This is a genomic window from Streptomyces tatrensis (assembly GCF_049310065.1).
GTDB lineage: Bacteria > Actinomycetota > Actinomycetes > Streptomycetales > Streptomycetaceae > Streptomyces.
The window spans coordinates 1-26,802 of the sequence record NZ_JBMDLB010000003.1 but is presented as its reverse complement, the minus strand read 5'-3'; the positions used below and the strand labels follow the sequence as shown (position 1 = coordinate 26,802).

The 26,802-nt window shown below is 67.9% G+C and carries 22 protein-coding genes and 1 pseudogene; 11 read left to right on the top strand and 12 right to left on the bottom strand.

What is annotated here, in order from left to right:
• Positions 1 to 420: 420 nt before the first annotated feature.
• Positions 421 to 1,296: a hypothetical protein gene (locus ACODT5_RS00750; RefSeq protein WP_422517178.1), complete on the top strand. Its 876-nt coding sequence runs from the start codon at positions 421 to 423 to the stop codon at positions 1,294 to 1,296.
• Positions 1,297 to 2,094: 798 nt separating this feature from the next.
• Here the strand turns inward: ACODT5_RS00750 and ACODT5_RS00745 are convergent.
• The 6 genes from ACODT5_RS00745 to ACODT5_RS00720 form a co-directional block, all read right to left on the bottom strand.
• Entirely contained in the window at positions 2,095 to 2,634 is a 540-nt protein-coding gene (locus tag ACODT5_RS00745) for a hypothetical protein (protein ID WP_422517177.1), read from the bottom strand.
• Between the two features lie 8 nt (positions 2,635 to 2,642).
• Positions 2,643 to 3,212 (bottom strand): DUF6262 family protein, encoded by a 570-nt coding sequence (locus tag ACODT5_RS00740; protein ID WP_422517176.1) that lies wholly within the window; start codon positions 3,210 to 3,212, stop codon positions 2,643 to 2,645.
• Positions 3,209 to 5,767, bottom strand: coding sequence for a tyrosine-type recombinase/integrase (locus ACODT5_RS00735; protein ID WP_422517175.1), 2,559 nt, complete (start codon positions 5,765 to 5,767; stop codon positions 3,209 to 3,211). Before ACODT5_RS00735 ends, ACODT5_RS00740 begins: the two co-directional genes overlap by 4 nt.
• Entirely contained in the window at positions 5,764 to 6,951 is a 1,188-nt protein-coding gene (locus ACODT5_RS00730) for a tyrosine-type recombinase/integrase (protein ID WP_422517174.1), read from the bottom strand. Before ACODT5_RS00730 ends, ACODT5_RS00735 begins: the two co-directional genes overlap by 4 nt.
• Positions 6,952 to 7,177: 226 nt before the next feature.
• A complete protein-coding gene (locus ACODT5_RS00725; RefSeq protein ID WP_422517173.1) occupies positions 7,178 to 8,026 on the bottom strand; it encodes a hypothetical protein in 849 nt (282 codons plus the stop codon).
• Positions 8,027 to 8,600: 574 nt separating this feature from the next.
• Positions 8,601 to 9,041: a hypothetical protein gene (locus tag ACODT5_RS00720; protein ID WP_422517172.1), complete on the bottom strand. Its 441-nt coding sequence runs from the start codon at positions 9,039 to 9,041 to the stop codon at positions 8,601 to 8,603.
• 226 nt (positions 9,042 to 9,267) lie between these two features.
• On the opposite strand from ACODT5_RS00720, the gene ACODT5_RS00715 reads away from it, so the two are divergent.
• Both ACODT5_RS00715 and ACODT5_RS00710 read left to right on the top strand, forming a co-directional pair.
• Complete coding sequence (locus tag ACODT5_RS00715; protein ID WP_422517171.1) at positions 9,268 to 10,068, top strand: hypothetical protein; 801 nt, start codon at positions 9,268 to 9,270, stop codon at positions 10,066 to 10,068.
• 3 nt (positions 10,069 to 10,071) lie between these two features.
• Positions 10,072 to 10,473, top strand: a complete 402-nt coding sequence (locus tag ACODT5_RS00710; protein WP_422517170.1) for a hypothetical protein — start codon at positions 10,072 to 10,074, stop codon at positions 10,471 to 10,473.
• Positions 10,474 to 11,166: 693 nt separating this feature from the next.
• On the opposite strand, the gene ACODT5_RS00705 is transcribed toward ACODT5_RS00710, so the two are convergent.
• Positions 11,167 to 11,364 (bottom strand): hypothetical protein, encoded by a 198-nt coding sequence (locus ACODT5_RS00705; RefSeq protein WP_422517169.1) that lies wholly within the window; start codon positions 11,362 to 11,364, stop codon positions 11,167 to 11,169.
• A gap of 291 nt (positions 11,365 to 11,655) precedes the next feature.
• On the opposite strand from ACODT5_RS00705, the gene ACODT5_RS00700 reads away from it, so the two are divergent.
• On the top strand, positions 11,656 to 12,738 hold the full coding sequence (locus ACODT5_RS00700; protein ID WP_479685657.1) for a competence protein CoiA family protein: 1,083 nt from the start codon (positions 11,656 to 11,658) through the stop codon (positions 12,736 to 12,738).
• 12 nt (positions 12,739 to 12,750) lie between these two features.
• On the opposite strand, the pseudogene ACODT5_RS00695 reads toward ACODT5_RS00700, so the two are convergent.
• A pseudogene (locus tag ACODT5_RS00695) lies at positions 12,751 to 12,950 on the bottom strand (hypothetical protein); the annotation flags it as partial.
• A 91-nt stretch (positions 12,951 to 13,041) separates the two neighbouring features.
• Here ACODT5_RS00695 and ACODT5_RS00690 point away from each other — a divergent pair.
• The 4 genes from ACODT5_RS00690 (at position 13,042) to ACODT5_RS00675 (ending at position 15,227) form a co-directional block, all read left to right on the top strand.
• Positions 13,042 to 13,707: a TetR/AcrR family transcriptional regulator gene (locus tag ACODT5_RS00690; protein WP_422517167.1), complete on the top strand. Its 666-nt coding sequence runs from the start codon at positions 13,042 to 13,044 to the stop codon at positions 13,705 to 13,707.
• Positions 13,708 to 13,884: 177 nt separating this feature from the next.
• Entirely contained in the window at positions 13,885 to 14,319 is a 435-nt protein-coding gene (locus ACODT5_RS00685; RefSeq protein ID WP_422517166.1) for a hypothetical protein, read from the top strand.
• A 46-nt stretch (positions 14,320 to 14,365) separates the two neighbouring features.
• On the top strand, positions 14,366 to 14,854 hold the full coding sequence (locus ACODT5_RS00680) for a hypothetical protein (protein WP_422517165.1): 489 nt from the start codon (positions 14,366 to 14,368) through the stop codon (positions 14,852 to 14,854).
• Positions 14,855 to 14,927: 73 nt separating this feature from the next.
• Positions 14,928 to 15,227, top strand: coding sequence for a hypothetical protein (locus ACODT5_RS00675; protein ID WP_422517164.1), 300 nt, complete (start codon positions 14,928 to 14,930; stop codon positions 15,225 to 15,227).
• Positions 15,228 to 15,243: 16 nt separating this feature from the next.
• On the opposite strand, the gene ACODT5_RS00670 is transcribed toward ACODT5_RS00675, so the two are convergent.
• Both ACODT5_RS00670 and ACODT5_RS00665 read right to left on the bottom strand, forming a co-directional pair.
• Positions 15,244 to 15,609: a hypothetical protein gene (locus tag ACODT5_RS00670; protein WP_422517163.1), complete on the bottom strand. Its 366-nt coding sequence runs from the start codon at positions 15,607 to 15,609 to the stop codon at positions 15,244 to 15,246.
• A 678-nt stretch (positions 15,610 to 16,287) separates the two neighbouring features.
• Entirely contained in the window at positions 16,288 to 16,959 is a 672-nt protein-coding gene (locus tag ACODT5_RS00665; RefSeq protein WP_422517162.1) for an HNH endonuclease family protein, read from the bottom strand.
• Between the two features lie 568 nt (positions 16,960 to 17,527).
• Here ACODT5_RS00665 and ACODT5_RS00660 point away from each other — a divergent pair.
• Both ACODT5_RS00660 and ACODT5_RS00655 read left to right on the top strand, forming a co-directional pair.
• Entirely contained in the window at positions 17,528 to 19,510 is a 1,983-nt protein-coding gene (locus ACODT5_RS00660; RefSeq protein ID WP_422517161.1) for an AAA family ATPase, read from the top strand.
• A 158-nt stretch (positions 19,511 to 19,668) separates the two neighbouring features.
• On the top strand, positions 19,669 to 20,802 hold the full coding sequence (locus ACODT5_RS00655; protein ID WP_422517160.1) for an IS630 family transposase: 1,134 nt from the start codon (positions 19,669 to 19,671) through the stop codon (positions 20,800 to 20,802).
• A gap of 12 nt (positions 20,803 to 20,814) precedes the next feature.
• On the opposite strand, the gene ACODT5_RS00650 is transcribed toward ACODT5_RS00655, so the two are convergent.
• Positions 20,815 to 21,348: a GNAT family N-acetyltransferase gene (locus ACODT5_RS00650; protein WP_422517159.1), complete on the bottom strand. Its 534-nt coding sequence runs from the start codon at positions 21,346 to 21,348 to the stop codon at positions 20,815 to 20,817.
• 453 nt (positions 21,349 to 21,801) lie between these two features.
• Between ACODT5_RS00650 and ACODT5_RS00645 the strand changes: the two genes are divergently transcribed.
• Positions 21,802 to 24,291: a DEAD/DEAH box helicase gene (locus ACODT5_RS00645; RefSeq protein ID WP_422517158.1), complete on the top strand. Its 2,490-nt coding sequence runs from the start codon at positions 21,802 to 21,804 to the stop codon at positions 24,289 to 24,291.
• 61 nt (positions 24,292 to 24,352) lie between these two features.
• On the opposite strand, the gene ACODT5_RS00640 is transcribed toward ACODT5_RS00645, so the two are convergent.
• The coding region (locus tag ACODT5_RS00640) for a helicase associated domain-containing protein (RefSeq protein ID WP_422517157.1) at positions 24,353 to 26,802 on the bottom strand (2,450 nt) is incomplete at its 5' end.

The following is a 26,802-nucleotide window of genomic DNA, read 5'->3' as shown; positions in this document are numbered from 1 at the left end:
CACTTCGAGTCGCTGGGAGGCTGGGGCTTACGCACAGGACTTTCCTCTACATGAGATCTTGATGGAGTGCCGGGCTGCGATGGGCACTATCGGGTGTTGTGGCGGCCTTGGGCGGCGTGGCTGGAGTCGATGAAGAGCAGTCCCAGGGCAACCCCAAGGAGCTCGATCACGGCACCGAGCGAGCCCGGGAGAAGGCCGGGTGACAACGCGAGGCTCGCGAGGACCGCCCCTCCTAGGAGTGCCCCGCTGGGGAACTGGGCGGATCAACCGACTCGATTCACCTAACCATACATAAGTAAATGCAATTATGCAATCTACGTCAGGGTTGCCGGTCCCCGACGGGTGGCCGCACGTCCGGCCGACGCGCGGTGTCCTGCAGAGTGTCGGCCGGGTCGGGAGGTTAGCGGGAGACTGCTGGCCATGGATGCGGAGTCAGTGGCGGTGGAGTTGTACGGGTTGCGGCCGTCGGAGTTCACCGCGGCCAAGAACGCCTGCGTTGCTAAGGCGCGCGAGGCTGGGGACAGGCCGCTGGCCGCGGCGATCGGTGCGTTGCGCAAGCCGACGGTCGCGGCGTGGGCAGCCGGCCTGCTGGCCCGCCACCGGCCGAAGGAGGCGCAGGGCTTGGTCCGGCTCGGTGAGGCGCTGCGTACGGCGCACCGGACTTTGGACGCTGGGCAGCTACGGAAGTTGTCGCATGATCAGCATGTAGTGATCGGTCAGCTCGCGCGTACGGCACGCGCCCTGGCCACCGAGGCCGAGCAGAGCGTGAGCGAGCCGGTGCTGCACGAGGTCGAGCAGATCCTCCACGCGGTCCTTGCCGATGCCGATGTCGCTGAGCAGTGGGTGGGAGGCCGGCTGGCGAAGGCTCCGGACACGGTGCCGGGGTTTGCCGGCCTGGAACCTCTGCGCGGCGCCACTTCTCCACGGCGGACGCGGGAAGCATCAACCGGATCCACGACGAACCACGTTCGGGCCTCGGAACCGGAAACGGACAAGCGGGCGGAGCGGGCGCGCCACGAGCGTGCGGAGGCGGCCAAGACGGAGTTGGCCCAGACGCAGGCGGAGGCGGACCGCCTGGCGGCGGCGCGGGTTGCAGCACAGGAGTTGACCGACCAGGCGGCCGCTGCCGTGGTCGCAGCTGAGGAAGACGTAAAGGCAGCGAAGGAACGGCTCGAGACAGCACGGACGGCGAGCACGGACGCGGCCGCCGACCTGCGTGACGCCAGCCGCGCGGCAGCCAAGGCGCGGGCAGGGGCGGAGACGGCGGCCCGGAAAGTCGAGAAGCTCAGAGAGTGAACCCGTAGCGCGGCGGAGCTTGTGAGTCCGGAGCGATCACGACAGCGGTGCATCGTCTGCGGGGAACCCGTTCCACCAGCGGGAGGAGAGCCCTTTGAATAGCCGGTATTGACGCCAGCCGAGGCGCTATGACCGGGTGCCCTGGCCTTCGCGGCCCGCGTGCCCGCGCACGCCGACGAGTGCACGTCAAACTGAGGCCATTGTTGATCCAGGCGCCGATGGTGGGCTCGCCCGGCGGAACTGAGCGGGCTAGCAGAGGGGCACCCTGGGCGAGCTCTCCGCCCGGAAAGCTCGCCCGAGGTTGCTAGAAGCCCGGGTCCGCGGAACGCACCGCCCCCGAAGCTCGGCTCGCAGTCCTTTTCGCTCACCGCCGCCACCGCGCGCGGCCAGCGCGCGCGGTCGTCTCTGACGTCAGGAGCCGGTGGGATCCCAGGCGACCTTCCATGCGAAGACCAACGCCCGCAGGGTCTACCAGGTCACCCCGCGCCGTCACGCCCGCGATCCTCGGGTCGGACCAAGTGGCGTGGTCCAGGCGGTGGGGACGGGATGCTGGGGCATGACGTCGGGGACGAGGAAGTGTGGGGGCTGGATGACGGGCTGGTCGTCGGTCAGGGACCAATCGTCGGGGGACACGCAAGACCTGGCTACCTGGATGCCGGCTCCGGCGGTGCACTGCGGGTACATCGGCGAGTGGGTTCTCTAGTGCTGTCAACCCATCTCAGCAGGTCAGCACTGAAGGAGCGGTTGCGGCACGTTAGGCACTACGGCTGAGACAGGCACGACGGGAGCACGGTCCGCTCAGTACCGCCAGCGCTCCCAGAGATGCCACTTCGTTTGCTCCTTGAGATGGTGGCGCCGGAGCCACCAGGGCAGGCGCCGGTGAGGGACGAAGGCCCAAAGGTCGTCGTCGGCCTCGTTGCCACGCGGCTGGTCGCGCAGCAACGCCAGGCATTCCTGATCGACCGTGTGGTGCAGCCGAGCCACATGGGCGAGGGCCACCGTGCCCTGCCGGCGCAGTTCTCGGGATTCCGCGCCGAGCGCGCGGGCAACGCGCGGCAGGATGACTTCGGGGTCGGGGTGGTTCAGGGCCAGGCCGATGACGGCAGCACCAACGTGCGGTTCGCCGCGACCGAAGGCGGCATCGACTTCCTCTGGCCTGTCTATCCCGATCAGCCCGGTTCCGTTATCCCAGCTGACGGCCCCGCTGTGAGCCGCTGGGTCGCTCGACTCGTATCGCACGACCTGACCATAAGCCTGGCGGTCTGCTGGGAACACACTGCGCGCCGTCGAGCGGAGGGCCAGCAACCTCATCCGACGGTGGCAGAAGGAGTCGTTCATGGCAAAGGTTATGGTCCGCGGTTGGTGTCTCGCATGAGCTGTGCCATGGCCATGCGGACCGTTGCTACCTCCTCAGCAGCGGATTCCGCGGCTGCGGCCAGCTGGTCGCGTTCGGCGGTCATGCCGGCGAGCTGGTCCTCCAGCTCCTGCTTGGCCGCCAGGAGCGCGTTCACCCGTGCGGTCAGCTCGACCGTGCCAGCTTGGTCGAGCTGGTGTCCCAAGTTGCGCTGCATCGCTTCCCTGAGTTGGTTCCGTTCCTGACGGACTGCCCGAAGCTCGTTCCTGGCGAGTTCCAGGTCGACAGCCAGGCTGGCTGCGCTGGCCCGTGCCCCGCTGGTCGCGTCACGCGCTGCCTTACGGGTCTGGCTCTTGCGGGCGTTCTGGATGTATTCCTTGATTTCCGGTTGGTAGACCAGCCAGTTCGAGACTCCCGCCGCGCGCGCCACGGCGAGCATGGTGATCGGGTCGCCCTTGAACTTCATGTCGTCGACGGCGGCTATCACCTTGGCCCGCTTCTCGCGGCTGTCTCGTTGTCGGGCTGCGCGGAGCACGTCGCCGCGCGTTCGTGGATCGGTCACTGAGGGTCTCCGGTGGGTTGGCCTCGGACGACACTCACGGGCAGCAGCGAGCGTCCTGCGGGCAGGGTCGGCCGGCTTGCGGGAGTGCTGACGCCGGCTCCGGCGCGTGCCTTGCGCAGGACCTTCGCTGCTTCTTCAATGGCGAGCCGCTCTTCCTCGGGCAGCGTGGTGAGCAGGTTCTTGAGATCGGAGATGACGTTGCGGTAGTCCCCGATCTCGCCATCCATGCCGTCGATGATGTAGGCGGCGGCGCCAGACATCGAGGCGATTTCACGGCCTGCCTTGAGTCGGCGAACTTCATCCTCAATGGCTGGGAGGTAGGACGGGTCGGGCCGGTAGAACGAGCAGCCGGCGCACTGGAACCTCATGTGGCAGGCCTGCCCGCCGGCCTTCACGTTGGTGGGCTCTTCGCAGTTGCCGTAGGGGACGGCGACCGACTTGCGCTGGTATCCCAAGGCCGTTCCTCCGGCCTGGGCGCGGCCGGTGCGGTCGAGAACGTGCCGACGCATGGTGTCAGCGGCCTCGCGCCGACGTTTGAGGGACACTTTGTAATATCCGCGGGTCACATCCATGGAGTCGTGGTCCATGAGTTCCATGAGCAGTTCTGGCGGGACACCAGCATCGGCGTGCCGCTGGCAGTAGGTGTGCCGGAGTGCATAGGGGAAGATGCGGCTTCGGTCGAATGGCAGCAGGACGCCATTGGTGTCGGGGATCTCGGCACGGATTTCGGGGATCCCATCCGCCCATGCCCGGAAGTTCTTGGCGATGTATGGAGTGGGGAGGTGCGTTTTCCCGCGGTTTGGAGGGAACAGATAAGCTCCTTTGCCCGTGGGGTAGCCGAGTTCCGTCAGGCGACGGCGCCAGGTCAGGATCTCGTCCACCGTTTCCTGGAAGATCGGCAGTCTGCGCCCGAGTCTTCTGGCTTTGCGGTTGTCCCAGATGAGCTGCCATTCGTCGTCGTCGCGTTCCAGGCACTCGAAACGTGCGCCGGCGATCTCGTGGGGCCGACGGCCGGTGTCCCGGAGCAGGACGTAGACGGTCCGGAACATCAGGTGTACATCCTCGGCGCCGAGACTGCCGTAGGGGTAGTGAGTGCCGATGTGGTCGAGGTGCTGGTCGAGCTGGGTGATGACGGATTCGGGGAGTGCTTTTCCGCTGTCCTCTTCGTCCTTGATGGCTTTCTTGATTGAGTGATGCTTCGGGTGCCGGGAGAAGGTCGCTGGCAGCGGGTCGAGGAGGCCTGCCAGGCGGCCGAACCCGATCACCTCGATGAAGGAGGAGAACAACTGGCGTCGCCCCTCGGGCGTGTGGAGCTCGCCGTCGTCCTTGCGGTACTGCGTGCAGGTCTCGAAAACTGCGGTCATGTCGGCGAACCCGAGCGCGCTCTGGTCGGCTCCGCCTCCCGGGCGGTAGCTCAGGGTGCGTGACGCTACCTCGCATCCTTTGACCCGGTCACGGAGGGCACGTGCGGTTGGCCTGGTTGTCCGGGCCCATTCCATCGCGGCGTCCCGCAGCCACGGCTGCCGGATGACGCCGAAGTCGATCGTGCTCGCTCGCACGATCTTCCCGCTCTCGCTGTTATTGGACCGGATGCCTGTTGCACGCAGGTCCCACTGGAGCCGATCCGTTTGGTCTATGCCTTGGTGCTTCCATAAGGCCTGGGTCAGCTCGTACTTGAGAGCTCGCAGCAGGGCGTCACGAGTATCCCTTCGGGCTCCGCCGAAAGCGGTGCTAGTGGCGTGCTCGGTGAAGTCTCCGGTGAAGAGGGCAAGGCTTGGCCATCCGGTGTACTGCATGGCTGCGAACCGGACGGGATCGAGTTCGAGGACCCGTCCCTGGGTGTCGCGCTGTTGCAGGGTGAATAGAAATTCAAGACGTACCGTCTCGGTCAGGTTCGCCAGGGAGAACTGGTGTGACCCGAGATAGGGCAGCTTGCCGGCAGCCCATATCTTCGCCAGATGCGCAGTAGGTGGGCTTCCTGCTTCGGCCGCGGAATCTCCATACTTCCTTCGGTGGTGCTGGCAGAGTCCGTAACTCATCTCTTCGTGCCCACAGCCCGCGACATGGCATTCTGGTCTCTCGGCGTACGAATTCTGGAGTTCGGCCCACTCCTCCAGGACAAGACGCGGGTCTTGCCGTCGGTGCTCGTTCCAGAGGCCAGAGTGCCCCCGGCATAGGCCGGTCGATATCTTCTCCCGGCGGCATCGGCCCCCTGAGGCTGTGCAGGTGCCGTTGTGAAAGCCGACCTTGACTCTGCCCGTCGGCTGATACTTGGCGTTGAACTCTGCCTCGGTCAGACCACTCTTCCTGAAGGCAATGCCACAGGTCGAACACTTCCTCGTGGCACTGACCGAAGAGCACGCGGCGGTGCTGCACCGGAAGGCCCGGCTCTGCGGGTTATCCGGGTCGGCGGTGAAGAGCAGTCGATCGCGATCCCACTCGCCGGGACGCCAAGTGGGGTCCACAGCGTTGCGTAGCCAATGCGTCCATCCCGGCAGCATGGAGGACGCGCTCGGCGTCTGAGTGATCGGTACGGGCGCGAAGACCGCGCTCATGCTGATTCCCTCCTCGCTACCTGGAGGTTGTGCACCCGGCGCGCGTGCTCGCGTTTCTCCTCGTTGGTCGCGTGCAGATACCTGTTCATCGAGTGCTCGGAGACGTGCCCGGCGAAATCCTGCGCCGTGTCACGCGGCATCTTGTCCTTGATCCAACGGGTGATGGTGCCGTGGCGGACCATGTGCGGATGCCCGTGGAGACCTGCCTGCTTGGTGAGCCGCTTGAACAACTCGTAGGCGTTCGGGTACTTCATCGGATGGCCGAACGGAGCGGCGAACAGGTTGACGAACACCAGGTCGCTCACACCCGCGGCAGGGACCTCATCACGCTCGTATCGGTAGTCGGCGTAGAAGCCGGCGGTGTCCGGGGTGACGGGAATCCACCTGGACCTGCGGGACTTCGACAGAGCTCCATTGGCGTTGTTGTCCCGCCGGACGATGTGGATGTGCGCTCCAGGAACCCTGCAGCCGAAGGCACTTGAGTCAGGCATCAAGTGCATGTCCTCACGCCGCAGCCCCAGAGCCTCGCCGATGCGGATAGCCGTGTCCCGAAGCACCGCGAGGAGGAACCGGTCACGGGCGTGCCGCGCGCAGGCGATCATCTCGCCCACCTGCTCATAGGTCAGCCATTCGAAACCCGGGACGTCGATCCTGAACTTAATGGTCCTGACCAGCACGTCTCGCTCGCTGCGGTCCGGCCCCGAGCCGAAGCCGTCGGGCAGGTGCACCAGGAATTTCGGCTCGGCGAGGAGGCTGACCACAGAAGCGGGGACGACCTCCGGCCGGTGGAGTGCCAGCCACTGCAGGAGCTTGCAGATCGTGCTCACATGGTCGTTCGCTGTCGCCCGGCTGCGATGCCGTGGAGCGGGATCCGGACGCCGCCCTTTGGGAGGAAGCTGTTCTTCGACCAGCCAGTGCAGGTATCCGGCAAGGTGCTGGATCGTGGGCCGGGTCCAGTCGATGGCCATGAACTCGCAGTAAGACAGGTAGAGGGCGATATGGCCCGCGTACTTACGCTCGGTGTTGATCGAGGAGTCACGCGCCCTGAGACCATCGAGGTAGTGGAGCGAGTGCTCGTGGATCCGGAAGCCCTGGTCGATGATGACCCAGCGGGCCACCCCAGTTGCCAGCCGCGCCCTCTCGGCCCGGTAGGAACGGTCGGGGACAGATATGCCAAACGTCACTGAAAACCCATCTGATACTCGTGAGGTATGTGAGCATCAGACCACTTGCCTCACGTGCCAGAGCCGCTGCCACAGCAGAAGATAAAGTGGGTGGCGACCAAGCACCGGTGGGCGCTGTCCCGGGCTCGCCCAGCCTCTTCGGGAGTCGGTGGCTGGGAAAGCCCAAGGGGCCTCTGAGCAAGCCCGGCCGCACGACGGGCTTGCTCAGGGCCGGGGGCCCGGCGGGTCAGCGTCGGTGGCGCCAGTGCTGGTGGACCTTGAGGACCTCGTAGCTCCACGCGCTGTGCGGGCGGGTGCCGGGCGGGGGCCTCCAGCCGAGCTGTTCGGCCACGGCCGGGAAGCGGGGGTGCATCTCGCGGTCTCCGACCGTGACGAGGGCGGACAGGAGTGGTTCTTCCTTGCGGCCGTCTTCGTCGACCAGCCACAGGAGCACGCACTGGTCGTCGGCGTGGAGGCGGGGCAGTCCCGGCAGACGCTTGTGGATCTGGGGCCAGGTGGTGGTGGAGCCGGCCCGGGCGGTCTGTTCCAGCAGCGGCCGCAACTCGGTCGCGATCTCCCACAGCTGCCCGGTCTCCAGGAGTGCTGGCTGTTCCCTGCGGGGCGGACGAACCTTCGCGACTGGCGCCACGACCGGCGTCAGGTCCGGGGCCGGAATCGATGTGGGTGCCGATACCGGGGCGGGGGCCTGGGGTGGTGCAGAGAACCGCCGGGGTGCCGCAGGGGGCACGATCTTCCGGCGCGGCGGCCGGACCACGGAAGCGCCGGCCGGGGCAGCATCCGGCCGCACCCTGGGCGCGACGCCGGCTGCCCGCTGGGGCTGTGGCGGAATGGACTTCGGGGGAGCTGAGGCGGCCTGGCGGCGCTCTTCCTCCTGCCACCGGCGGGAGCCCAGGATCTCCTTCAGGTCCCTCAGCTGGGCCCGCTGCTCGCGGGTCTCGCTCGGCGGAGCTCCGGCCGCCTGCTGCCACGCCAGGGCGTACAGGTCGGCGGCGACCGCGACCACGTACCCGTCGACGGCCCGCTTCAGCTCGGTCAAGGTGTGATTCAGCGTGCGGCGGACCGTGGCGATCTCCATCGCGGTCCTGGGGGCCCGACCTGTGGTCCGGCGACGGAAGTCCGTCTGCCACGCCGCACCGCCGCTGAGCCGCACCCGGTTGTTCCCCAAACCCGTACTCCCCCCGAGCTGCACGACAGATCCCCAAACGGTCGGGCAGCACGGCGCCCACACGCAAGAGACTGGCCAGCCAACAACGCTGTGCGGCCGGTCTCCCGCCGCGGGTCGGCCCGGGCGGCTTGCCCCGGTGCGGCCCGCCCCCATGCTGCACGGTCGGATACGGGCCCGGCCGGGGTTGCACCGGAGCCTCCACCTCGTTCACGCCGATCGCGCCCCGAGGCCCGGATCCCGCACGGCATCGAGACCTTCCTCCTCCGCCCGGCGCAGCTCCAGCCGGCCCGCGGTGCTCCAGCCGCGCTGCTCCCAGTAGGGGTGCGCGCTGATCAGGCAGGACAGGCGGATCAGCGTGCGCCGGAGCTCCGCGGTGTGGAGGGCCGGCTGGAGGGCGAGCCGACCGGTAGATGCGGATCTGCTCTCGCTGGAGGTTGATCAGGTGCGGGAACGGGAAGTGTGTGTTGGACCGTCTGATGAGCGCTCAGTGGGGCGCGCGCGGCCCCGGCTTCCTGCCGGCGGACGGGATCGGTCGGGCCCACGAGTCGGGGATCGGGCGCGGCGGCATGATGTCGGGCACCGGGTGCATCGGCGGTTCGATCAGGGCCCGGTCGTCACCGCTCAGCGCGCGGGCGGTGAAGCCGGCGGTCCGGACGTCGTTGACGGGCGTGAACGTGATGAGCGTCCCGACCGGCAGCGCCGCGGCCTGCTCGATGACACGAAGTAGCTCGTCCGTCCAATCGACTGGTCGACCCCTGCGATCCATGCGTTCCGCCCCGGGCGGGAGGTGGAGGGTCAGGCCGCCGGGGTGGCCGGTGACCTGGAGGCTGAGGCCCATGTCCGAGGGGGCGACCGCGGTGACCTTGTCGGCCCGGATCCGGATGAGACCGACGCGAAGCCAGACGCGGGAGCGCCCCGCGCTCACCACGGCAGGGTCCGCGGGGCGGTGGTCGGCCGGGGGCCGGCGGTGGTGTCCATGCAGCCACGATCCCAGGCCCGTCGCGCGGGACGGAGGGGTCTTCAGGAAGAGCCCCGGGAACGGGGGCAGATCTACCAGTATGTGCCGCTATGGCGTCCGATACGTATCGCTAAGTTCGCTCGCTACGCATGAGACGTAGCGAATGATTGCTGTTATGTGTAGCGTGTGGGTTATGGGCGAAATTCAGGTTGTCGAGGAGAGCCACATCGAAGATGTGGCGCCGGATGCTCGCGCGGTCCTGCTGTGGGAGTTGTCGGACCAGGTGCAGTTCGGGGACGCGCAGGCGGGGGGCGGGGTGTGGGTACAGCGGGGCGTGGAGATGGACCTGCACTGCGTGGGGCATCAGGTGGGATCACTCAAGCTGCCCGCGTCTAGCTGGGGAAACGCCAAAGACGGCGCGGAGCAGGAAGCGGCGAGCATCGCGCCGTGGCGGGGCACGCTGGAGCACCTCGCGCGTGCCGAGTACCTGGATGCCAGGGTGCGCGGGGGCGAGTACCTGGTAGTCGAGTACGACGACGCGTGCGACGAGCCCTTGCAGTGGGGGCGCGAGCGCCGCAAGGAAGCCGAGCAGTCCCTCAAAGGGTGGTTGGGCGATGCCGCGCCGGCGGACGACGTGAACCTGTTCGCCGCGGCCGCGGAGCGCCTGGAAGCTCTCCGGGTGGAGAACGGCCGCGAGCTGACGGCCGCGCTGGCCGCAATGCCGGACCCGGGGAGTCGGGCGCCGATCGCTGCGGAGTGGGAGTCCGCGTGGGCACGGCGGTTCCATGCCGCGGGCCTGCCTACCAGCCTGAGGTACTTCACCGCCGTCCGGCTGCTGGAGGCCTGGAAGATGACCCAGCCGGCGGTCAGCCGAGACAGCGTGGTCCGCCTCGCCCTGGCGTCGGACGTCAGCAAAGCCAAGATCAGCGGGCTCACGGGCGTGGCACGCACCACGATCGACCGCATCCTGACCGCGGACACCCAGGCCGGTTGAGCCGTGGACCGCGTCTTCTACCGGGTGCAGTGGGCCGACTGCCCTACCTTCAATGCCAACAACGCCTGGTCGGCCCCCTGGGGGGCCACGCGCAGCGACGACGGTTCCCGCACTGAATGCCGGACCTGTGACGGGACCGGCCGATCCGACAACGAGGAGTGCCCAGACTGCGAGGACGGTTGGGACGACTGCGTTCGGGGCTACTCCTGCTGTGACACCCCCGCGGAACTCCTCGGCTACTTCAGCGGTCCCCGCCCGGCACCCGAACCCACCGACACGGTCATCGTCTTCGAAGGCCGGCAAGTCGGCGCCGGCTTCGACGGCGAACCCACGGCCATCCCCGGGCGCGTCATGGAAACGCTGACCTGGACCGCCTTCGCGGCCCGCCACAACACGGCACCGTAGTCAGGATCTGGATGCTCTCGCGATGACCGGCCGCCGGCCGGGTCGCTGTGATTCGAGGAGGATGCAGTGAACGCAGTCTCGAACTGGACTCAGCTCGTCGGCGCAGGGGTTCTGACCCTCGCCGCATACCTCAAGCGGTGCTCCGTAGGCTTCAGCACTTCGTAGCTGACTCCGGCCGTGCTCGTTGCCCGAGGCACCTCGCATCCCCCGTTCGGCTCTTCCTCGAACGAGTGCTCTTCCCTGTCTCGAGTGGCCGAACCGTGTCCAAAGGCCAGGCCGTGCCCGGTGCGCGTTCTGTGGCCGTACTCCCAAGGGCCGCCGGGCAACCGTGCCCCGGAACGGCCGTCGGGACCTGCTGGAAGCGAAGAAGGATCGTAGCGGCGGCCACTGACAAGCTCGAAATGCGTGTGGGGGACAGCTTCGTGTCGACCGTGGCGGCTTGCTTGGATGTCGCCGGACCCGCCGCAGGGCGCCCGTTCACAGCGGGGCCTCGGCTTGGCCTCCCTGTCTGTTACCGCGATTCCGGAGAGGCGCATCATAGGCGACGATCACCCACCACGGCCTGACCGGTCGGTGTTGCAGGTGGTGCGGACGCCAGGGTGCTGGCGACTGGTCGTTGACTGGAGCCGGCGGCCGACGTCGCCTTTCTGTCCTTCGGGCATCAGGGGAGTGCTGGCCGGGCTAGGGTCGTGTTCAGTCCGCGCCGACATGGGTGCGCGGGTTAGGACCGGTGCCCAGCGCGCTCTGGGGCAGTACGACCGGGCCGCCCCTCGGGCCCGGCACTCCGATGACGGAGTGCCGGGCCCGCGCTTTTGCGTACGGGCGGAGTGCCGCTGCGCCGTCGGGTTGCCCGGGAGCGTAGATCCCCGAGAAGTCCAGCGCGGTGTCCATGCGCGGACTCTCCCACGGCACTTGGACCGAACGGGTGTGAGTTGGCAGCCGCGGTGGAAGGGGGCCTTGATGGGACTGACAGCCGTGCACCCTGATCGAGGCCGTCTGGACGCGACCCTTCCAGACCTAGGATGCGCCTGGCACTGGGAGGCGATCCATCGAAGCCGACCGCCAGCTGCGCTGACTTGCCCCGAGTGCGGGCACCGTGTCCAGGCCAAACTTTCCCCGCTCAAGCTGCGCTACTTCGCTCACTTCCCCGGGGCTGACCTGTGCGCCCTGGCCGAGGAGTCGATGGCACACCACCTCCTCAAGCTGGAGCTGGCGACCTCGGCGCGCCATGCCGGGTGGGAGGCAGAGCTGGAAGTCAGCGGCCCGGGCGGCGTGTGGCGAGCCGACGTCTTGGCCGCCGCTGGCGACCGCCGGGTCGCGTTGGAGGCACAACTCGCCCCCATCACACCCGACCACATACTGGGCCGAACGGAGCGGATGGCTGCAGACGCAGTGCCCGCAGTGTGGTTCTCCGACCGCCCGAGACCTCCCTGGCTGGGAGTCGTCCCGTCGGTGCGGCTGGCGCCCGCCGCGGCGGGCCTGGCCGTCGTCGAAGGCCTGGGAGTCTTCGCCGACTCCACCTGGACACCGTCACCACCAATCCCGCTCACCCGCTTCATGACCCGTCTTCGCACTGGTGAGCTCAGCCCGCACCGGCCGACGTTCCCCATGGCTACACCGGCGCGCGCCCTGGCCACGGTCTTCACGACCACCGCGCACATCACCGCCGAGCGCTCCTGTGCCGAGCGCCAGGAACAGGAGAAGCGGGAGGCAGCCGACCGCAGGGAACTGGAGAGACAAGCGGCGATCGAGCGGGCGCGTGGGAAAGGCCGTGACCTCGAACTGCAACAGCTGCGCGCGGCGTACCGGAAGGACGAGAAGGAACGCCAGCGCGAGGAACAGGAGCAGCAGGCCGCCGAAGACCGCCGCCACGGGGCCCGTGACGACATACGCCTCACGGAACTCCTGGCGAGGAACGATCACACCCGCCAAGCCCTGGTCCGGCACTCCACCCGCCTACCTGGCATCCGCGAGGCCATAGCCCGCCTCACCCGGGAGCACGGCGTCGCCGTCAGGATCGGCGACAGCGTCGGCGACAGCCGATACGCCGCCGGCATACCGCTCGTGGCCACGGACGGAAGCCTCCTCGGAGTCTTCGACCCGCTGCCGCAGTCCTCCTCGCACTGCGCCTTCCTACGGGACGTCGGAGCACGCCTTGTCTTCCCCGCAGAGGAGCGCCGAGCACGATTCATCGACCTGCTGCGGCAGGACCCTCCGACCCTGGACTACTGGACCGCCGTCGTGCGCCCCCGCGACGCGCGGTAAGGCATGTCTATTGGGGTCCTCGCAGGCCTCCAGGAAGCCCGGCACGATGATGCGGGCGACCTTGATGCCGCCGTCGCGGTTGAGCCTCAGCGCCCGGCCGATGTCCTGGACGATCACGACTTGGGAGCCGCGGGTATCCGCGAAGCAGATGGCTTCGACGCCGCGCCGCAGTCGCCGGTGATGTCGACGCCTTCGCCGAGGACGCGTACGGAGGGTTCGGACAGAAAGCAAGACAGGTGAGCCGCTGGCTCGAAACTGCTCAAGCCTGGCCTGATCTGTTCGAACTATGCGACGATCGGCGGCATGAGTCGCGGATCAGGCGAAGTGCCCGTTGTCCATGCCAGAGTCGGCCGCCCGCGCACCGCCCAGGACCAGCCGTACGGCGACCGTCCGCCCCGCGAGGTACTCCTGCAGGTAGCGGCAGAACTGTTCACCGCCCAGGGGTACGGAGTGACCACCACCCGCAATGTCGCTGAGCGGGCCGGCCTACGCCAGGCGACCATGTACTACTACTTCAGCGGCAAGGACGAGATCTTCGCAGCACTCCTGGAAGACACGGCGGCCGCCTCCCTGACCCGGGCCCGACGGCTCCTCGGCGAGCGTGAACGGTCCGCCGAGGAGCGCCTGTGGGAGCTGTCCCACATGGAGGTGCTCGCCCTGTGTGCCGACCCCTGCCCAGGTGCCCTGTACCTACTGCCCGAAGCCAATTTCGAACGCTACGCGCGCTTCCACACCCTGCGAAATCATCTACGCGAGGCCTACCTTGAGCTGTTGAACGACACCGCAGCTGGCCGCGAACTCGGAGCAGACGAAGCCTCCCTCAGGATGCGCAGGGATCTCCTATTCACCCTCGTCGAAGGGGCAGTCCTGACGCGTCGCTGCGATCCAACCCGGTCGACCGCAGAGCTGGCACAGGCGACAGCCGATGCGGCCCTGCGCATAGCGGGCGTTGCTGTGGCTCGGGTCTAGGCGATGTTCGACGGCCCTCGTGGCCGAGGCCGTCATGCCTCGACGGCACTGAGTGCGGCGTTGGCGAGGGCTTTCGCGGAGGCTGTCCGGCCCGGGGGCCTGACGAAGGCGCCCGAACGGTTGCTTCGACCGCGAATGACGGACACCCGCCCCCGCCGTGGCACCTACGATGCCCGGGTGGCTTCATACGCGAAAGACCCCCGATGCATCGCCATGGCCGAGGCCCTGGTGCCGCTGCTGCGCCGGTCCTGCCCCGAGAATGCGGGCGGCTACGGCGGCTCATACCAGGTGAACCTGGGCGATGAAGAGGCCATCGGGCTCGGCGGGGTGGAACTGATCCGGGCCGCGATGCGCAAGGCGGCCCGGCAGCTGGGGTGGAAGGCGGTCACGCTCGGGATGATCGGGACCCGCCACGGCACCATGGTCGTCGTCTCGGACAACCGGGAGCTCCCCGAAGAGCACAGAGCTGTGGTCGAGGCCGTGATGGACGACAAGATGCGGGCCGCCCTGCACAAGGTGTGGGGCGAGCCGGGCCCCGCCCCCGTACAGCGCGGATCGGTCCCGTTGATGACGCAGGAGTTCCGCGCAGCCGTAGCCCAGACCAGCTCCTGACCTCTACCAAGAGGATCCTCAGCTCCGAACGGGTACATGTACCGGTATGACGCGCAAGCGGATCCGGTGGCCGGCCGTCGTGGACCGGGCCCGGGAGATCGTGGAGAGCTACGAGGGCGGCGTCACGCTGCGCCAGGAGATGTACCGCCTCGCCTCCGAAGGCGTGCTGCCGCACACCCCGTCGATGTACCGGCACCTGTCCTCCCACCTCGCCCATGCCCGCCGCGAAGGCCGCTTCCCCGACCTGATCGACACCCTGCGCGAAGTCCACGTCCCTCCGGCCTGGCCGGACGCCGCCGCCTTCCTGCGCGAGATCCCCGAATGGTTCGGCCTGGACCTCACTGCTGGCCAGTCGCACGCGCTGTACGTCGCCGCCGAAAAGGACACCCTCCGCCAGCTCCTCACCGGCTGGCTCGCGCCGTACGGCATCCCGGTCCTGGTGGTCCGCGGCTTCGGCTCCCAGTCCTACGTCGACGTTGTCCGCAACCGCGTCGCGGCCGACACGAGAGAAGCGGTGCTCAAGGTCGATCGGTGATTTCGACTGTAGTGGTGAGGATGTCGAACGCGATTGGACGGCGCGCACAGCCTGCTGGAGCCACACCGAGCGGGTGCTGCTCACCTACGACCAGGTCGTCCACGACTACGAGCTCCCCGCCACCGAGGGTAAGCGCGGCGATCCCCGGTGGCCGGCCTTCGCACGCCGCTACGGATTCGACATCGAGCGCCCCGTGCAGTGGGAGGTCGAGGCGCTGGAGCCGGAGGAACTCCGGCGCCTGGTCCTCGCCGCCGTCGACCCGTACGTCGACCGCGACATCCTGGCCCGGCAGGTTACCCGGCAGGAAGAACAGCGCCGTGCCCTGGCCTCCTTCGTTCGAGGCTGGGGTGGGGCGGGCGGGGCGTCGGCCTAACGCTGCGCGGGCGCTTTCATGGAGCGGAGCTCGAATCGGTGCTGTTCATCGCGGCACGGGCCCACTGGAGTCCAGTTCCGTTCGGCGAGATGTCCCCCACCTGCTGGAGCACAAGGAGATGGCTGCCGGGAAGAGCCGCTGTCGCCGTCATGGCGGACAGCAGGCCGTCGGCCAGCGCGGTGCCGTCCCTTTCGGTGAGCGGCTGGGCGTCCGAACTGTACGGGCGCGCCTGATGGTGGACCTCGTCGCCGCCTTTGACGACGAGCGTGAGGTACTGGGACGACTGGCGTTCCCATTTGACCTGCACGATGGTGTCGGCCCGGACCACCCGGCTGCCGGAGATGATGCTCTGCGCCCTCACCCACACGTCCTGCATTCCCATGAGTCCCTGCCCTCCCGTACGCCTGCTGCATCGACGTCCTGATTCTGCTGCTTCGCGATCAGCGGCGGAGCAGACTTGAGGGAAGACCAGCCGAGCAAATCGGCACACGGCACGGGCCCGGTCCCCGACGGATCGGAGGAACCGGACCCGGCTCGTACGTGTAGCCGAAGACCGCCACATGGGCTTCGCGGCTCCTACGCGCTGGCGGCTAGCTGGCCGTTCGCGCGCGGCACCGGGGCTCACCACCTGCTTGTCTTTGTCTCGGTCGTCTGCTGAACGACCGGGTGAGCGTGACGCACTATGGGGGCTTGGGGACACACTGCCGCTTCTCCCAGGTCACAACTCCCGGGATTCGGCCGCCTACCGGCTCTTCGCGCTGCGGCTGTGAAACCGCCATCCCTCAGATCCCAGACGACTACCAGCGTGGCCCAGTGTCGTCCAGGAGGAAGCCAATCACGGTGGTGTCCCGTGCCAGTGGCGCCACTCGCGCAGAGCCCGGAACGTCACCCTGGAGAGCGACGCCGGGGATGGGGCCCAACCGCCTGAGTGGCGGCGCCTGCAACGCGGCTCTCCAGCACAAGGGGTGCAACGCGCCGTGTCACATCTCTGACCGGCGCATTCACCCGCGAGGCAGAGGCTTTCCGGTAGGAGCGTTGCACCCAGCGGGCAGGGGAGGGGCTATGCGGCGGGTGTGTAGGTGACGGTGTTGCCGCCGCAGCCGGCGGAGATGTCGAAGAGGCGGTCCTGCTCGTCCTGGTCGACGGCGAGCTGCCAGCGGAGCTTGGTAGCCGTCCACTCCGAGGCGTACCGGCACAGGGCCTCCGACGCCGGCGGCAGCCACTCGAACGGGTCCTGGTCGGACTTCTGGCGGTTGGAGCGGGCGGTGACGGCGACCAGGGAGGATGCCTGCTGTTGGTCGTTGGCGTACGCCTCCCGTCGCGCCGCCGTCCAGGCGGCCGCTCCGGAGTCCCAGGCTTCGGCCAGGGGGACCATGTGGTCGATGTCCAGACTGGTGGCCGAATTGACGGTCTGCTCGTCGTAGTACGACCACCAGATCCCGCCGGTCAGCGTGCACTTCGGCCCGACGACCGGGGCCTCAACGGCCTCGGCGATGAGGACTTCCTTGCGGGTGTCGCAGCCGTCGGTCTTGTTCTCGCCGGAGTTCCAGTGCTTGAACGCGTCGCGCTGGTAGCCCTCGCGGGACTCTGCGGCGACGTGGAGCGCGGAGACGGCGACCCCGATCGGTAGGACCTCGGGGACGGCCGCCGCCGCGTGGGCGGAGGAGGGCAGGGTAAGGGGGAGCGCGGTCAGGGCCAGGGCCGCGGCCGCGCGCATCACGGTGATCATCACGGGCCTGGTTGTACCGGCAGGTGTCCGGCCGGCGGACCGATCGTGGGAGTGGATCACCCGATTGAGGAGCAGGATTCACCGGTGAAACGACACTCCGGCAGCCACGTCGGCCGGTGATCCGCGTGGCCTCCTGGAATCTCGGCTGGCCAGCAAGGCCGGGCACCAGCGCCTGGTCCTCGCCGCCGTCGATCCGGACATCAGCCGCGGCATCATCGCCCGGCAGATCGCCCGCGAGGACGAACAGCACCGCGCCCTGGCCGGTTTACTCGAGGGTCGGGGTCCCAGCAGCGGAGCCTCCGCCTGAGCATCGGCTGCAAGATGGCTTTCTATACGGGACGCAACACACCTTGCACTGCGCCTCTGACCTGGTCGATTACCCGTGAGTGAGTGAGTCGGATACAGCCGTTTCGTCTTGTTCCGACGGGTGTGTGAAAAGCGGATGTGTCCGCTGCCGAGGGATCTCATACTGGGTGGATCAAGCCATCACGAGCGGCGGGATCTCGCCTCGTCCGGGTCAGGTCCGTCGTGAGCGCCGAGGGCAGTGTCGCCCTTGGAGAGGAACGCGCCGATGCTGTTGCTGTCCGTGGAGATCGAGACGTTCCGGAACTTCACCACCAAGCAGACCATGCCGGTGGAGCCCGGTGTCACGTGCCTGATCGGCAAGAACGAGTCGGGCAAGACGACCATCCTCACCGCCCTCCACCGGCTGAACCCGGCGAACAACCCGGACCGCTTTCAGGTGACCACCGACTACCCGAGGCGTCGACTCGCGAGGGACAAGCGGGAGAAGGACCTGGAGGACGCGGTGCCGGTGCAGGCCACCTTCGCACTGGAAGAGGCAGATCTCGACGCCCTGGAGACCGCACTCGGCGTCCGGCCGCCGACGTCTACCCGGGTGACGGCGCTTCGTACCTACGGCGGCTTGCTGTTTACCCAGCTCGGGTGTGACCTCGACGTCGTCCTGGACCAGGTCCTCGACGACGCGGGGATCAACGACCCGGGTGACAGAACCGCTCTGACGGAGAAGCACGAGTCCGTCGCCGCCGCAGTTGCCGCGGCGAAGGCCCACGCCAAGGAATTGAAGGACGAGAAGAGCACCGCGCGGGCCAAGGCGGTCGAGAAGATCGCCGTGGAGCTCAACAGGTACAAGGTGTTCGTGGAGGGCCACCTGGACCGCGACCAGAACGAGGCGGTCATCAGCCTGCTGCCGAAGTTCTTCTACTTCTCCACCTACGAGCTGCTCCCCGGCCAGTGCGACCTCCACGCACTGGCTGTCCGCAAGGAGAGCGGCGCGCTGGTCAAGGGCGACGAGACCATGCTCTCGCTCCTGCGGATCGCCGGCGAAGGCCCCCAGGACTTCCTGGACGACGACTACGACAGCCGCAAGGCCGAGCTCCAGGCGGCCAGCATGGACCTGAGCGAGCAGGTCTTCGAGTACTGGAAGCAGAACGACGCGCTCACCGTGGTCTTCGACACCGACTTGGTCCCCATGCCGCCGGACCCGAGCACCGGCCAGCCTGTGGACCATCACCGACTCCTCAAGGTCGAACTGCGCGACGAACGGCACGGGGTGGAGACGAACTTCTCCACCCGCTCGACCGGCTTCCAGTGGTTCTTCTCGTTTCTCGCCGCGTTCAGCGCCTACCGGGACAAGCCCGAGCGGGTCATCGTGCTGCTCGACGAGCCCGGCACCAGCCTTCACGGCGAGGCACAGGGCGACTTCCTGCGCTACATCTACGGCGAGCTCGGAACCAAGCAGCAAGTCCTCTACACCACGCACTCCCAGCACATGATCGATCCCACCCGGTACGAGACCATGCGCGCCATCCACGACCAGGCCACCCGCGAGGACCCGACCCTGGGCGTCGTCATTACCCCCGTCAGCCTGTCCGCCGACCCCAAGACGATCCTCCCGGTCGAGGCGGCGCTCGGCTACTCCGTCGCCCAGCACCTCTTCCTGGGCTCCGGTCCGCACCTCATGGTGGAGGGCAGCAGCGACTACGTCTTCCTGCTCCGAGTGTCCGAGTACTTGATCAGCCAGGGGCGTACCGGCCTCGACCCCCGGCTCTCCATCATTCCGGTCGGCGGCATCGGCACCATGCCCGCCTTCGTCGCGGTTTTCGGCCGGCGCCTGGGGGTCCGTGCCCTCATCGACGGGGCGGAGGGCACCAAGTTCACCTCCAAGGTCTTCGCGGCCGCGGAGGCCGTCGGCGTCGACCCGGCCCACATCACCGTCCTTGGCCGGGTCGACGGCCTACCGGACACAGCCGACATCGAGGACCTGTTCACCACGAAGGACTACCTCTGGCTCTACAACAAAGCCACGAGCAGCAACCTCCTGGAATCGGACCTGGTCGACACCAAGGTGCCCACCGCGATCCTGATGCGGCTGAAGATCACGCGTGAGAAGCGCAACCAGCCCGGGAAATTCGACCACGTCGGGGCCGCGCACCAGCTCACCAGCGACCGCGATGCATTCTTCGCACAGGTCGACGACGAGACGCTGGACCGGTTCGAGAACCTCTTCAGGGTGCTCAGCACATCCTCCTGAGCACCCGTGCGGCGCCGGCGCAGACCAGCGGCCTTCCGGGAGGAGTGTCCCGGAAGGCCGTGTGCGCTAGTGCCGGATCAGGCAACGTTTGCCCTGTTGTGATGTGACGCGCCGTCCGGGTGCCGTGCCGGATGGCTTGTGACGGTCACCCTGTCCGGGTGGCGATACGTGTGCAGGTCCGTGAGATCGATGATGATGAGGGCCGGCGGCTGCTGCGGATCATCCGCAGGGGCACCGGGTCGGTGGTGACCTGGCGGCGGGCCCAGATGGTGCTGCTGTCCGCGCAGGGCATGCCGGTGGCGAGGATCGCCGAGGTGTCGTTCACCAGCGACGACCGGGTCCGCGACGTGATCCACAACTTCAACACGGACGGCTTCGACTCGCTGTATCCGAAGTACAAGGGCGGCCGGCCGAAGACGTTCACACTGCCTGAACGCCGCGAGATCAAGAAGATCGCCAAGTCCAAGCCCACCGAACACGACCTGCCGTTCTCGACCTGGAGTCTGACCAAATTGGCGGACTTCCTGGTCGCCGAGGGGGTGGTCGACGACATCAGCCACGAGGGCCTGCGCATCCTGCTCCGCGAGGAAGGCGTCTCCTTTCAACGGCTGAAGACCTGGAAGACCTCCCGCGATCCGGACTACGCGGCCAAGAAGGCCCGCGTCGAGCACCTCTACGCGATCGCCGACGGTGAGGTCATACCCGAGGACGGCGAGCCCGACGTCATCTTCTGCATGGATGAGTTCGGACCCCTCAACCTGATGCCGCACCCGGGCCGGCAGTGGGCCGAACGCGGAGGCAACCGCAAGGATCCCGACCGTGAGCCCCGCCGGCGGCGCCGGGCGACCTACAACCGCTACGGCGGAGTACGACACCTGTTCGCCGCACTCGACCTGGCCAAGGACAAGCTCTACGGCCACATCAAGCCGATCAAGAGGCGGACACAGTTCCTGGAGTTCTGCCGCTACCTGCGCACGCTCTACCCGCGAGAGGTCCGGATCGCGATCGTCAGTGACAACTTCTCCCCGCACCTGACCACGAAAAGGTGCCAGCGCGTCGGCACCTGGGCCGCGGCGAACAACGTCGAGATGGCCTACACCCCGACCAACAGCTCCTGGCTCAACCGCATCGAGGCCCAGTTCACGGCCCTGCGCTACTTCACCCTCGACGGCACGGACCACGCCGACCACAAGGAGCAGGGCAGCATGATCCGCCGTTACATCATCTGGCGGAACAAGCACGCCACCGACGAGCGTCTGCGGAGAGTTGTGCGCAGGGCGAATGTCGCCTGACGTGCAAGACCATCACGTGGTTGCAACTCGTGGCTCGGCGTTGACGAAGCCGAGCCGTCGGTTCATGCCGATGGCCGAGGCGTTGTCAGGGTGGTGGAAGGTCCGCAGCCAGTGCATTCCGTGAGAACGCGCGAAGCCGATGGCCAGGAGCTTCATGGCCAGCGAGATTCCCCTTCCCCGATGGCTGGCCAGCAGCCCGGTCATCTCGCTGAGCGCGTGCCCTTCGGGTTGGAGCGACGTGGTTGCCATGCCGACCCATGACCCACCGTCCAGGGCAAGGACGACACCTTGGGGATCGTAGGTCGGAGTCTCGATGCGCTGGGCGAGGTACTCGTCGAACGTGTAGAACTCCCCTCGCTCCGGGATGTCGGCGGAGCACGTCTTGTTCAGGTCGTAAAGCGCACGCCGATGTTCAACCGTGTCGCCGACAGCTGCCATGGTCGTGAACTCGATACCAGCCTGCTGGCAGCGTCGGAGGTACGGCTTGAATCGGGCATCTTCGAACGCATCCAGGTCGAGCTTGAGCCGAACCCACTCGACGGCCATGAGGGCACCTCCAAGATCACCAGCCTGAACAGGTTCTCGAAGGCTATCGATCAAGGGCACGTCACATCACAGCAGGGCGAACGTTGCCTGATGCGGCACTAGTGATCCTCTTCGCATGGGTCGTGTCCCCACCGCAGGAAACCGTGCGTGCGGCCGACCTTGATCTGCCCGTGGTCGAGCGTACGGGGTTGACACTGTCCCTGGATCGAACTTGCAGATCGCGAGGGGCCGACCCGCGACTTTCATGTCGACGATGGACTCGGCGCCCAGCATCTCGTCAACACCGCGCCGTCGCCGCTTCCACGATGGTTGGGACACCTCGGGCCGGGTGTACTAGCAGGTTGCACCAGATCACTTCAAGTCAGATGAAAGCGTGATGATCGGTCCGCTAGCGTCGGCTGCGGCGGCGCCACGAGGAGCCCCACGACGCGTCAGTTCCAGGGGGGCCTTTCTATGGTCATCGACTTCTCCACCTTCGGCTCGGGGCCTGCCCCGACACCCATCGACCCGCGGGTGCTGTTCGATGCGCTGCCCGGACGGGCCGCGCAGTATGAGTTCCTTCGTGATCCGCAGGGGCAGGTCCTGCAGGCGTGGTACGACCGGCGCTCCGAGAAGGACCTGGTCATCAAGCTCAACACCGGTGGCGGCAAGACGGTGGTGGGCCTGCTGATCTGCCAATCGAGCCTCAACGAGGGCGAGGGGCCGGCGCTGTACTTGGCACCCGATCCGTTCTTGGCCTCGCAGGCGATGGAGCAGGCCGTCGAGCTCGGCTTGGAAGTGACTGACGACCCCCGATCCGGCCGTTTTGTGAGCGGCGAGGCGATCTGCGTGCTCAGCCTCCACCGGTTCGTCAACGGAAAGAGCGTCTTCGGACTCCAGGGCGACGGGCGGCCTGTCGTCGACGTCGGCACCCTGGTGGTTGACGACGCCCACGCGGCCCTGGCCACGGTGCGCGAGAAGTTCACCCTGAAACTCACCCGAAGCCAGCACGAGAAGGAGTTCGGCGAGCTGCTGGACTTGTTCGCCGCCGACCTGTCTCAGCAGTCGGAGATGACCTACCTGGGCCTCACGACCAACGACTACTCCGCTGTGGCACCCGTGCCCTTCTGGGCATGGACCCGCCGCATCACGGACGTCGGCGCGATCCTGAACACGCTCCGGGACGACGACGAACTGAAATGGTCGTGGCCGCTGATCAAGGACGTCCTTCCGATCTGCCGCGCCGTGTTCACCAGCGACACGCTGGAGCTTCAGCCGCCGTGCCCGCCGATCAACAAGATCGCCAGCCTCGCCCGAGCGCGGCGCCGCGTGCACCTGACGGCCACCCTGGCCGACGACAGCGTCCTGGTGACCGACTTCGCGGCCGACTCGGACACGGTCGGGACTGCCATCACGCCGGCGACCGCCGGGTACCTGGGAGACCGGCTCATCCTCGCACCCCAGGACATCAACCCCTCGATCACGGATGCCGCCGTACGCGACATGGCGGCCAAGCTCGCCGAGCGGGTCAACGTCGTCGTCCTGGTCCCCTCCCACCGCAGGGCCAAGACCTGGGAGCAGCACGCCCAGATCACCGCCTCGGACTCCCAACAGATCGGGGCCGCGGTCGACGCGCTCCGCAAACGGCACGTCGGCCTGGTGGTGCTGGTCAACAAGTACGACGGAATCGACCTGCCCCACACCGCCTGCGAGGTGCTGGTCCTGGACGGGCTGCCCCAGTCCTACGGCGGCCAGACCCGGCGTGAAGCCGTCGTACTCGGCGACTCGGACGAGATGGTCAACCGGCAGCTACAGCGCATCGAGCAGGGCATGGGCCGCGGGGTCCGTTCGGTCAACGACTACTGCGTGGTCCTGCTGATGGGGGCCCGCCTGTCACAGCTGATCACGGCGCCGAAGTACCGCTCTCGCTTCAGCCCTGCCACGCGCGCCCAGATCGAGTTCTCCCGCAAAGTTGCTGCGACGCTGACTGACCAGCCGCTCGAGAAGATCGAGGGCGTGATCGCGCAGGTCTTGGACCGGGATCCGGGCTGGGTCGCTGCCGCACGCGGCGCACTGGCCGAGGCCACCTACCCCACGAGCGCCATCTCTGCGGTTGCCGCTCCCGTCCGCCGAGCCTTCGATCAAGCCTCGCTTGGCCAGTACGCCCAGGCCGTCACGCACATGAGCGCGGCCGTTGCCGCGGCCAAGGACCCGACCGAGCGCGGGTTCCTCCAAGAGCAGCTCGCCGCCTACCAGCACTTCACTGACGAGCCCAAAGCTCAGCAGACCCTGGTCAAGGCACTCGTGCACAACCCCGCGATCCTGCGGCCCATCGGGGGAGTCAAGCCCACCCGGATCAAGCCCACGGACACCCAGGCGGTCCTGGCCGCCGGCTACCTGGCCAACGCCTACGCAGACCGCAACGAGCTCCTGGTCGGCATCGACGTCCTACTCGACGAGCTCATCTACCACCCGAGCCAGAAGAAGGTGCCCGTCTTCGAGCGGGCTCTGGAGCGCCTGGGGCACCTCCTCGGCTTCGAAGCGCAGCGCCCCGAGCGCGCCACGGGCAACGGCCCGGACGTCCTGTGGGCGATCGGTGACCTGAAGTACCTCGTACTGGAAGCCAAGTCAGGCGCAACCACGGACAAGATCTGGCGCAGCGACGTCGCGCAGCTCGCCCACTCCATGAGCTGGTTCCAGCAGACTTACGACCAGTCCTGCAGCGCCACCCCTGTGATTCTGCACCGAGTGAACACGCTGGAGTACAACGCTGCGGCTCCTCCCGGCACACGCATCATCACCACCGAGACCATGGCCAAACTGAGCGAAGCTGTACGCAAGGCGACGCAGGCGCTCGCCGACGCGGGCAGCTGGAGCGACCCGGAGGCCGTGGGCGAGCAGTATGGAGCTCACCGCCTCCTGGCACAGGGCCTTGCCCAGCGTTTCAGCGTCAGCCCCCGCTGACTCAAAGCAAAGCCATCAGACAGTGTCGGCCTGGACCTGTGGCCCAGGCCGACGCCGCAGGCTAGGCCCAGTCCACGCCCAGCGTCGCGAGCGAGGCGAGCTGGTCGGCGGTGAGCTTGTCGCGTCGGGTCTTGGTGTTGGAGACCCACACGCCGAGCTTCACGATCACTGGCTCCGCCTCGCCCTCGACCGCGATCTCCTCGCCGTGGGCCCTCGGGACCGGCCGGTGGGCGCCTTCGCGCTCGACCCACTGCGTGAGGGCTGCCAGGCCCCGCTGGAACGCCTGCTGCGCCTTGCTCGGCCCCTCAGCCCCGCGACTGGCCGCGGGGGCGGGAGGGGGCGCCTGGTCGGGCTGTACGCCGAGCTTGGTCAGCCGTTCCTGCTGCTCGGGCAGGAGCCGCGCCCAGGTGGCCGGCTGCTTCTGATGCTGGAGCCACTTGCCGACGTCGTCGCCGTCGAAGACGACGCCCGGAGCGATGTGGGGCAGGACGCCGTCGGCGTCGACCAGGTCCGCCAGCACGCGGTAGTGCCGCTGCCAGTCCAGCGGCCACGGGCAGTCCCAGTCCTTGTCGATCGCGGTCAGCTGCGCCGCGCGGGTCATTGCGGTGTCCTCGTTCTTGCCGAGGCCGTTCTTGGCACCCTTGCGGCGGAGGTTGGCCATGTGCTGGCCGATGGGCACCATCGCCTCACCTTCGCCCCAGACGGCGTCCTGGCGGGGTGCGAGGTGCCCGGTGGCCCGCCGGAAGGACCGGAGCGCGGCGAGCTTGGCCTCCCACGCCTCCTCGCCCGGCTCCCAGACCATCCCGGCCTGCGGCGCGTCGAGCAGGGTCTTGCGCCGCTCCTCGAGTTCGCCGGCGCGCAGGGCTTTGCGCTGCTGGTGGACCCATCGGCCGAGGGGGAAGTCCTTGGTGATGCCGACCGCGGTCTCGGTGTCGTACGGCACGGCGTAGAGGGCCGTGATCTCGTTCGCCGCCCGCCACCGCAGCAGGGCCTGATAGCCCTCCAGCCACACCAGCGACTCGGGCCGGTAGACCCGGGTGCGCAGGAACGCCGCGATGGTGGCCGTGTCGCGCGGGCTGGAGAAGTGGAGCAGCGCGGACTCGGCGGCGGCGTCGGTCCCGTCCTGGTCCACGTCGGCCTCGCTGCCGGCGCTGACGATCCGCCCGTCATGGTCCCGCTGGATGTGGACCGTGTGCTTCCCGCTGGTGAGGGCTCGGGAGGCGAGCTGCTCGACGAGGCGCTCGTCGTGGGAGCGCAGGCCCTGGAGCACGGCGACGAGGGGCTTGTAGCTGGCGGAGGCGACCATGTCTTTCGGGTCCTCCCCGGCTTCCAGGAACACCGGCACGATGATCCTGGCGACCTTCGTACTGCCGTCGCGGTTCAGCCGGAGCGCGCGGCCGATGTTCTGGACGATCTCGACCTGGGAGCCGCGGGTGTCCGCGAAGCAGATCGCCTCGACGCCCCGCTCGCCCGTGATGTCGACGCCTTCGCCCAGGACGCGGACAGAGGCGAGGAACGCCCGGTGTACGCGCCGGTTGTTCGCGTCGATGCCGTTGGCGAACTGCCGCAGGACCTCGCGCCGCTCGGAGACGAGGTGGTCGCCGCACAGCCAGGCCGACCACACCCGGTCCGGGGGTACGTGACGGCCGGCCTCCAGTTCGTAGAACTCCGCGTCGATCGACGACGTGGGGAGCTTGCCGGCGGCGGCTAGGTCGGCGTCGGACGCGTCGTTCATGTACAGCTCGGCCGCGGTCTCGGGGAGCTTGTCCGCGAACGCGCTGGCTTCCTCGACCTTCTGGTGGAAGGTCATGACCGTACGCAGGTTGTACGCCGAGGCGTGCTCCAGAAGTGCGGTCTGCAGGAGCGCCAAGCGCCGGCCCCGCCGCGCCTCCTCAGACTCCCCGAGGACGGGCGAGGGGTCCCGGATCTCCAGTACGTCGATCTCGAACCCGGCCAGGATCTCCCTCTCGATCGCCTCAGAGAGCCCGAGCTCTGCGATCCAGGCCCCGTATGTGCCCTCCGGGTCGTCTGCCATCGACGCGATCTCCGCCTCCTGGCCGTCCGCGCCCCGCTGCGGGCGGGCTGCGGCGAGGATGCGGGGTGTCGCGGTGAGGTAGAGCCGGTAGTCCGCTGGGATGCGGGTGTTGTCGTGGATCGCCGCCCACGGACGCCCAAGATCACCAGCGGTACCGTGCGCCTCATCCACGATGGCGAGGTCGAATGGGGTCATCTGCTGTCCGTAGAGGCGTTCTCCGCCGGTCAGGGCGGCTTCCAGGGGCCCGCGCGTCTTCTGTTGTCCCTGGGGTCCGTCGGGGTCTTCGCGGTCGGTGAGGGAGGCGTATGTGGCGAGGACGATGATGGGTCCGGTGGCGGCCCACAGGGCGAGCTGGATCGGGTTGGTCGTCGTGCGCACGCCCAGCTCGTTCAGGACTGGGTCGTTTTCCAGGGAGCAGACGGCGACCATGGGGGTGCGGTGGCCGACGAGCCGCCATGCCTGGGCGGTCTGCGCGA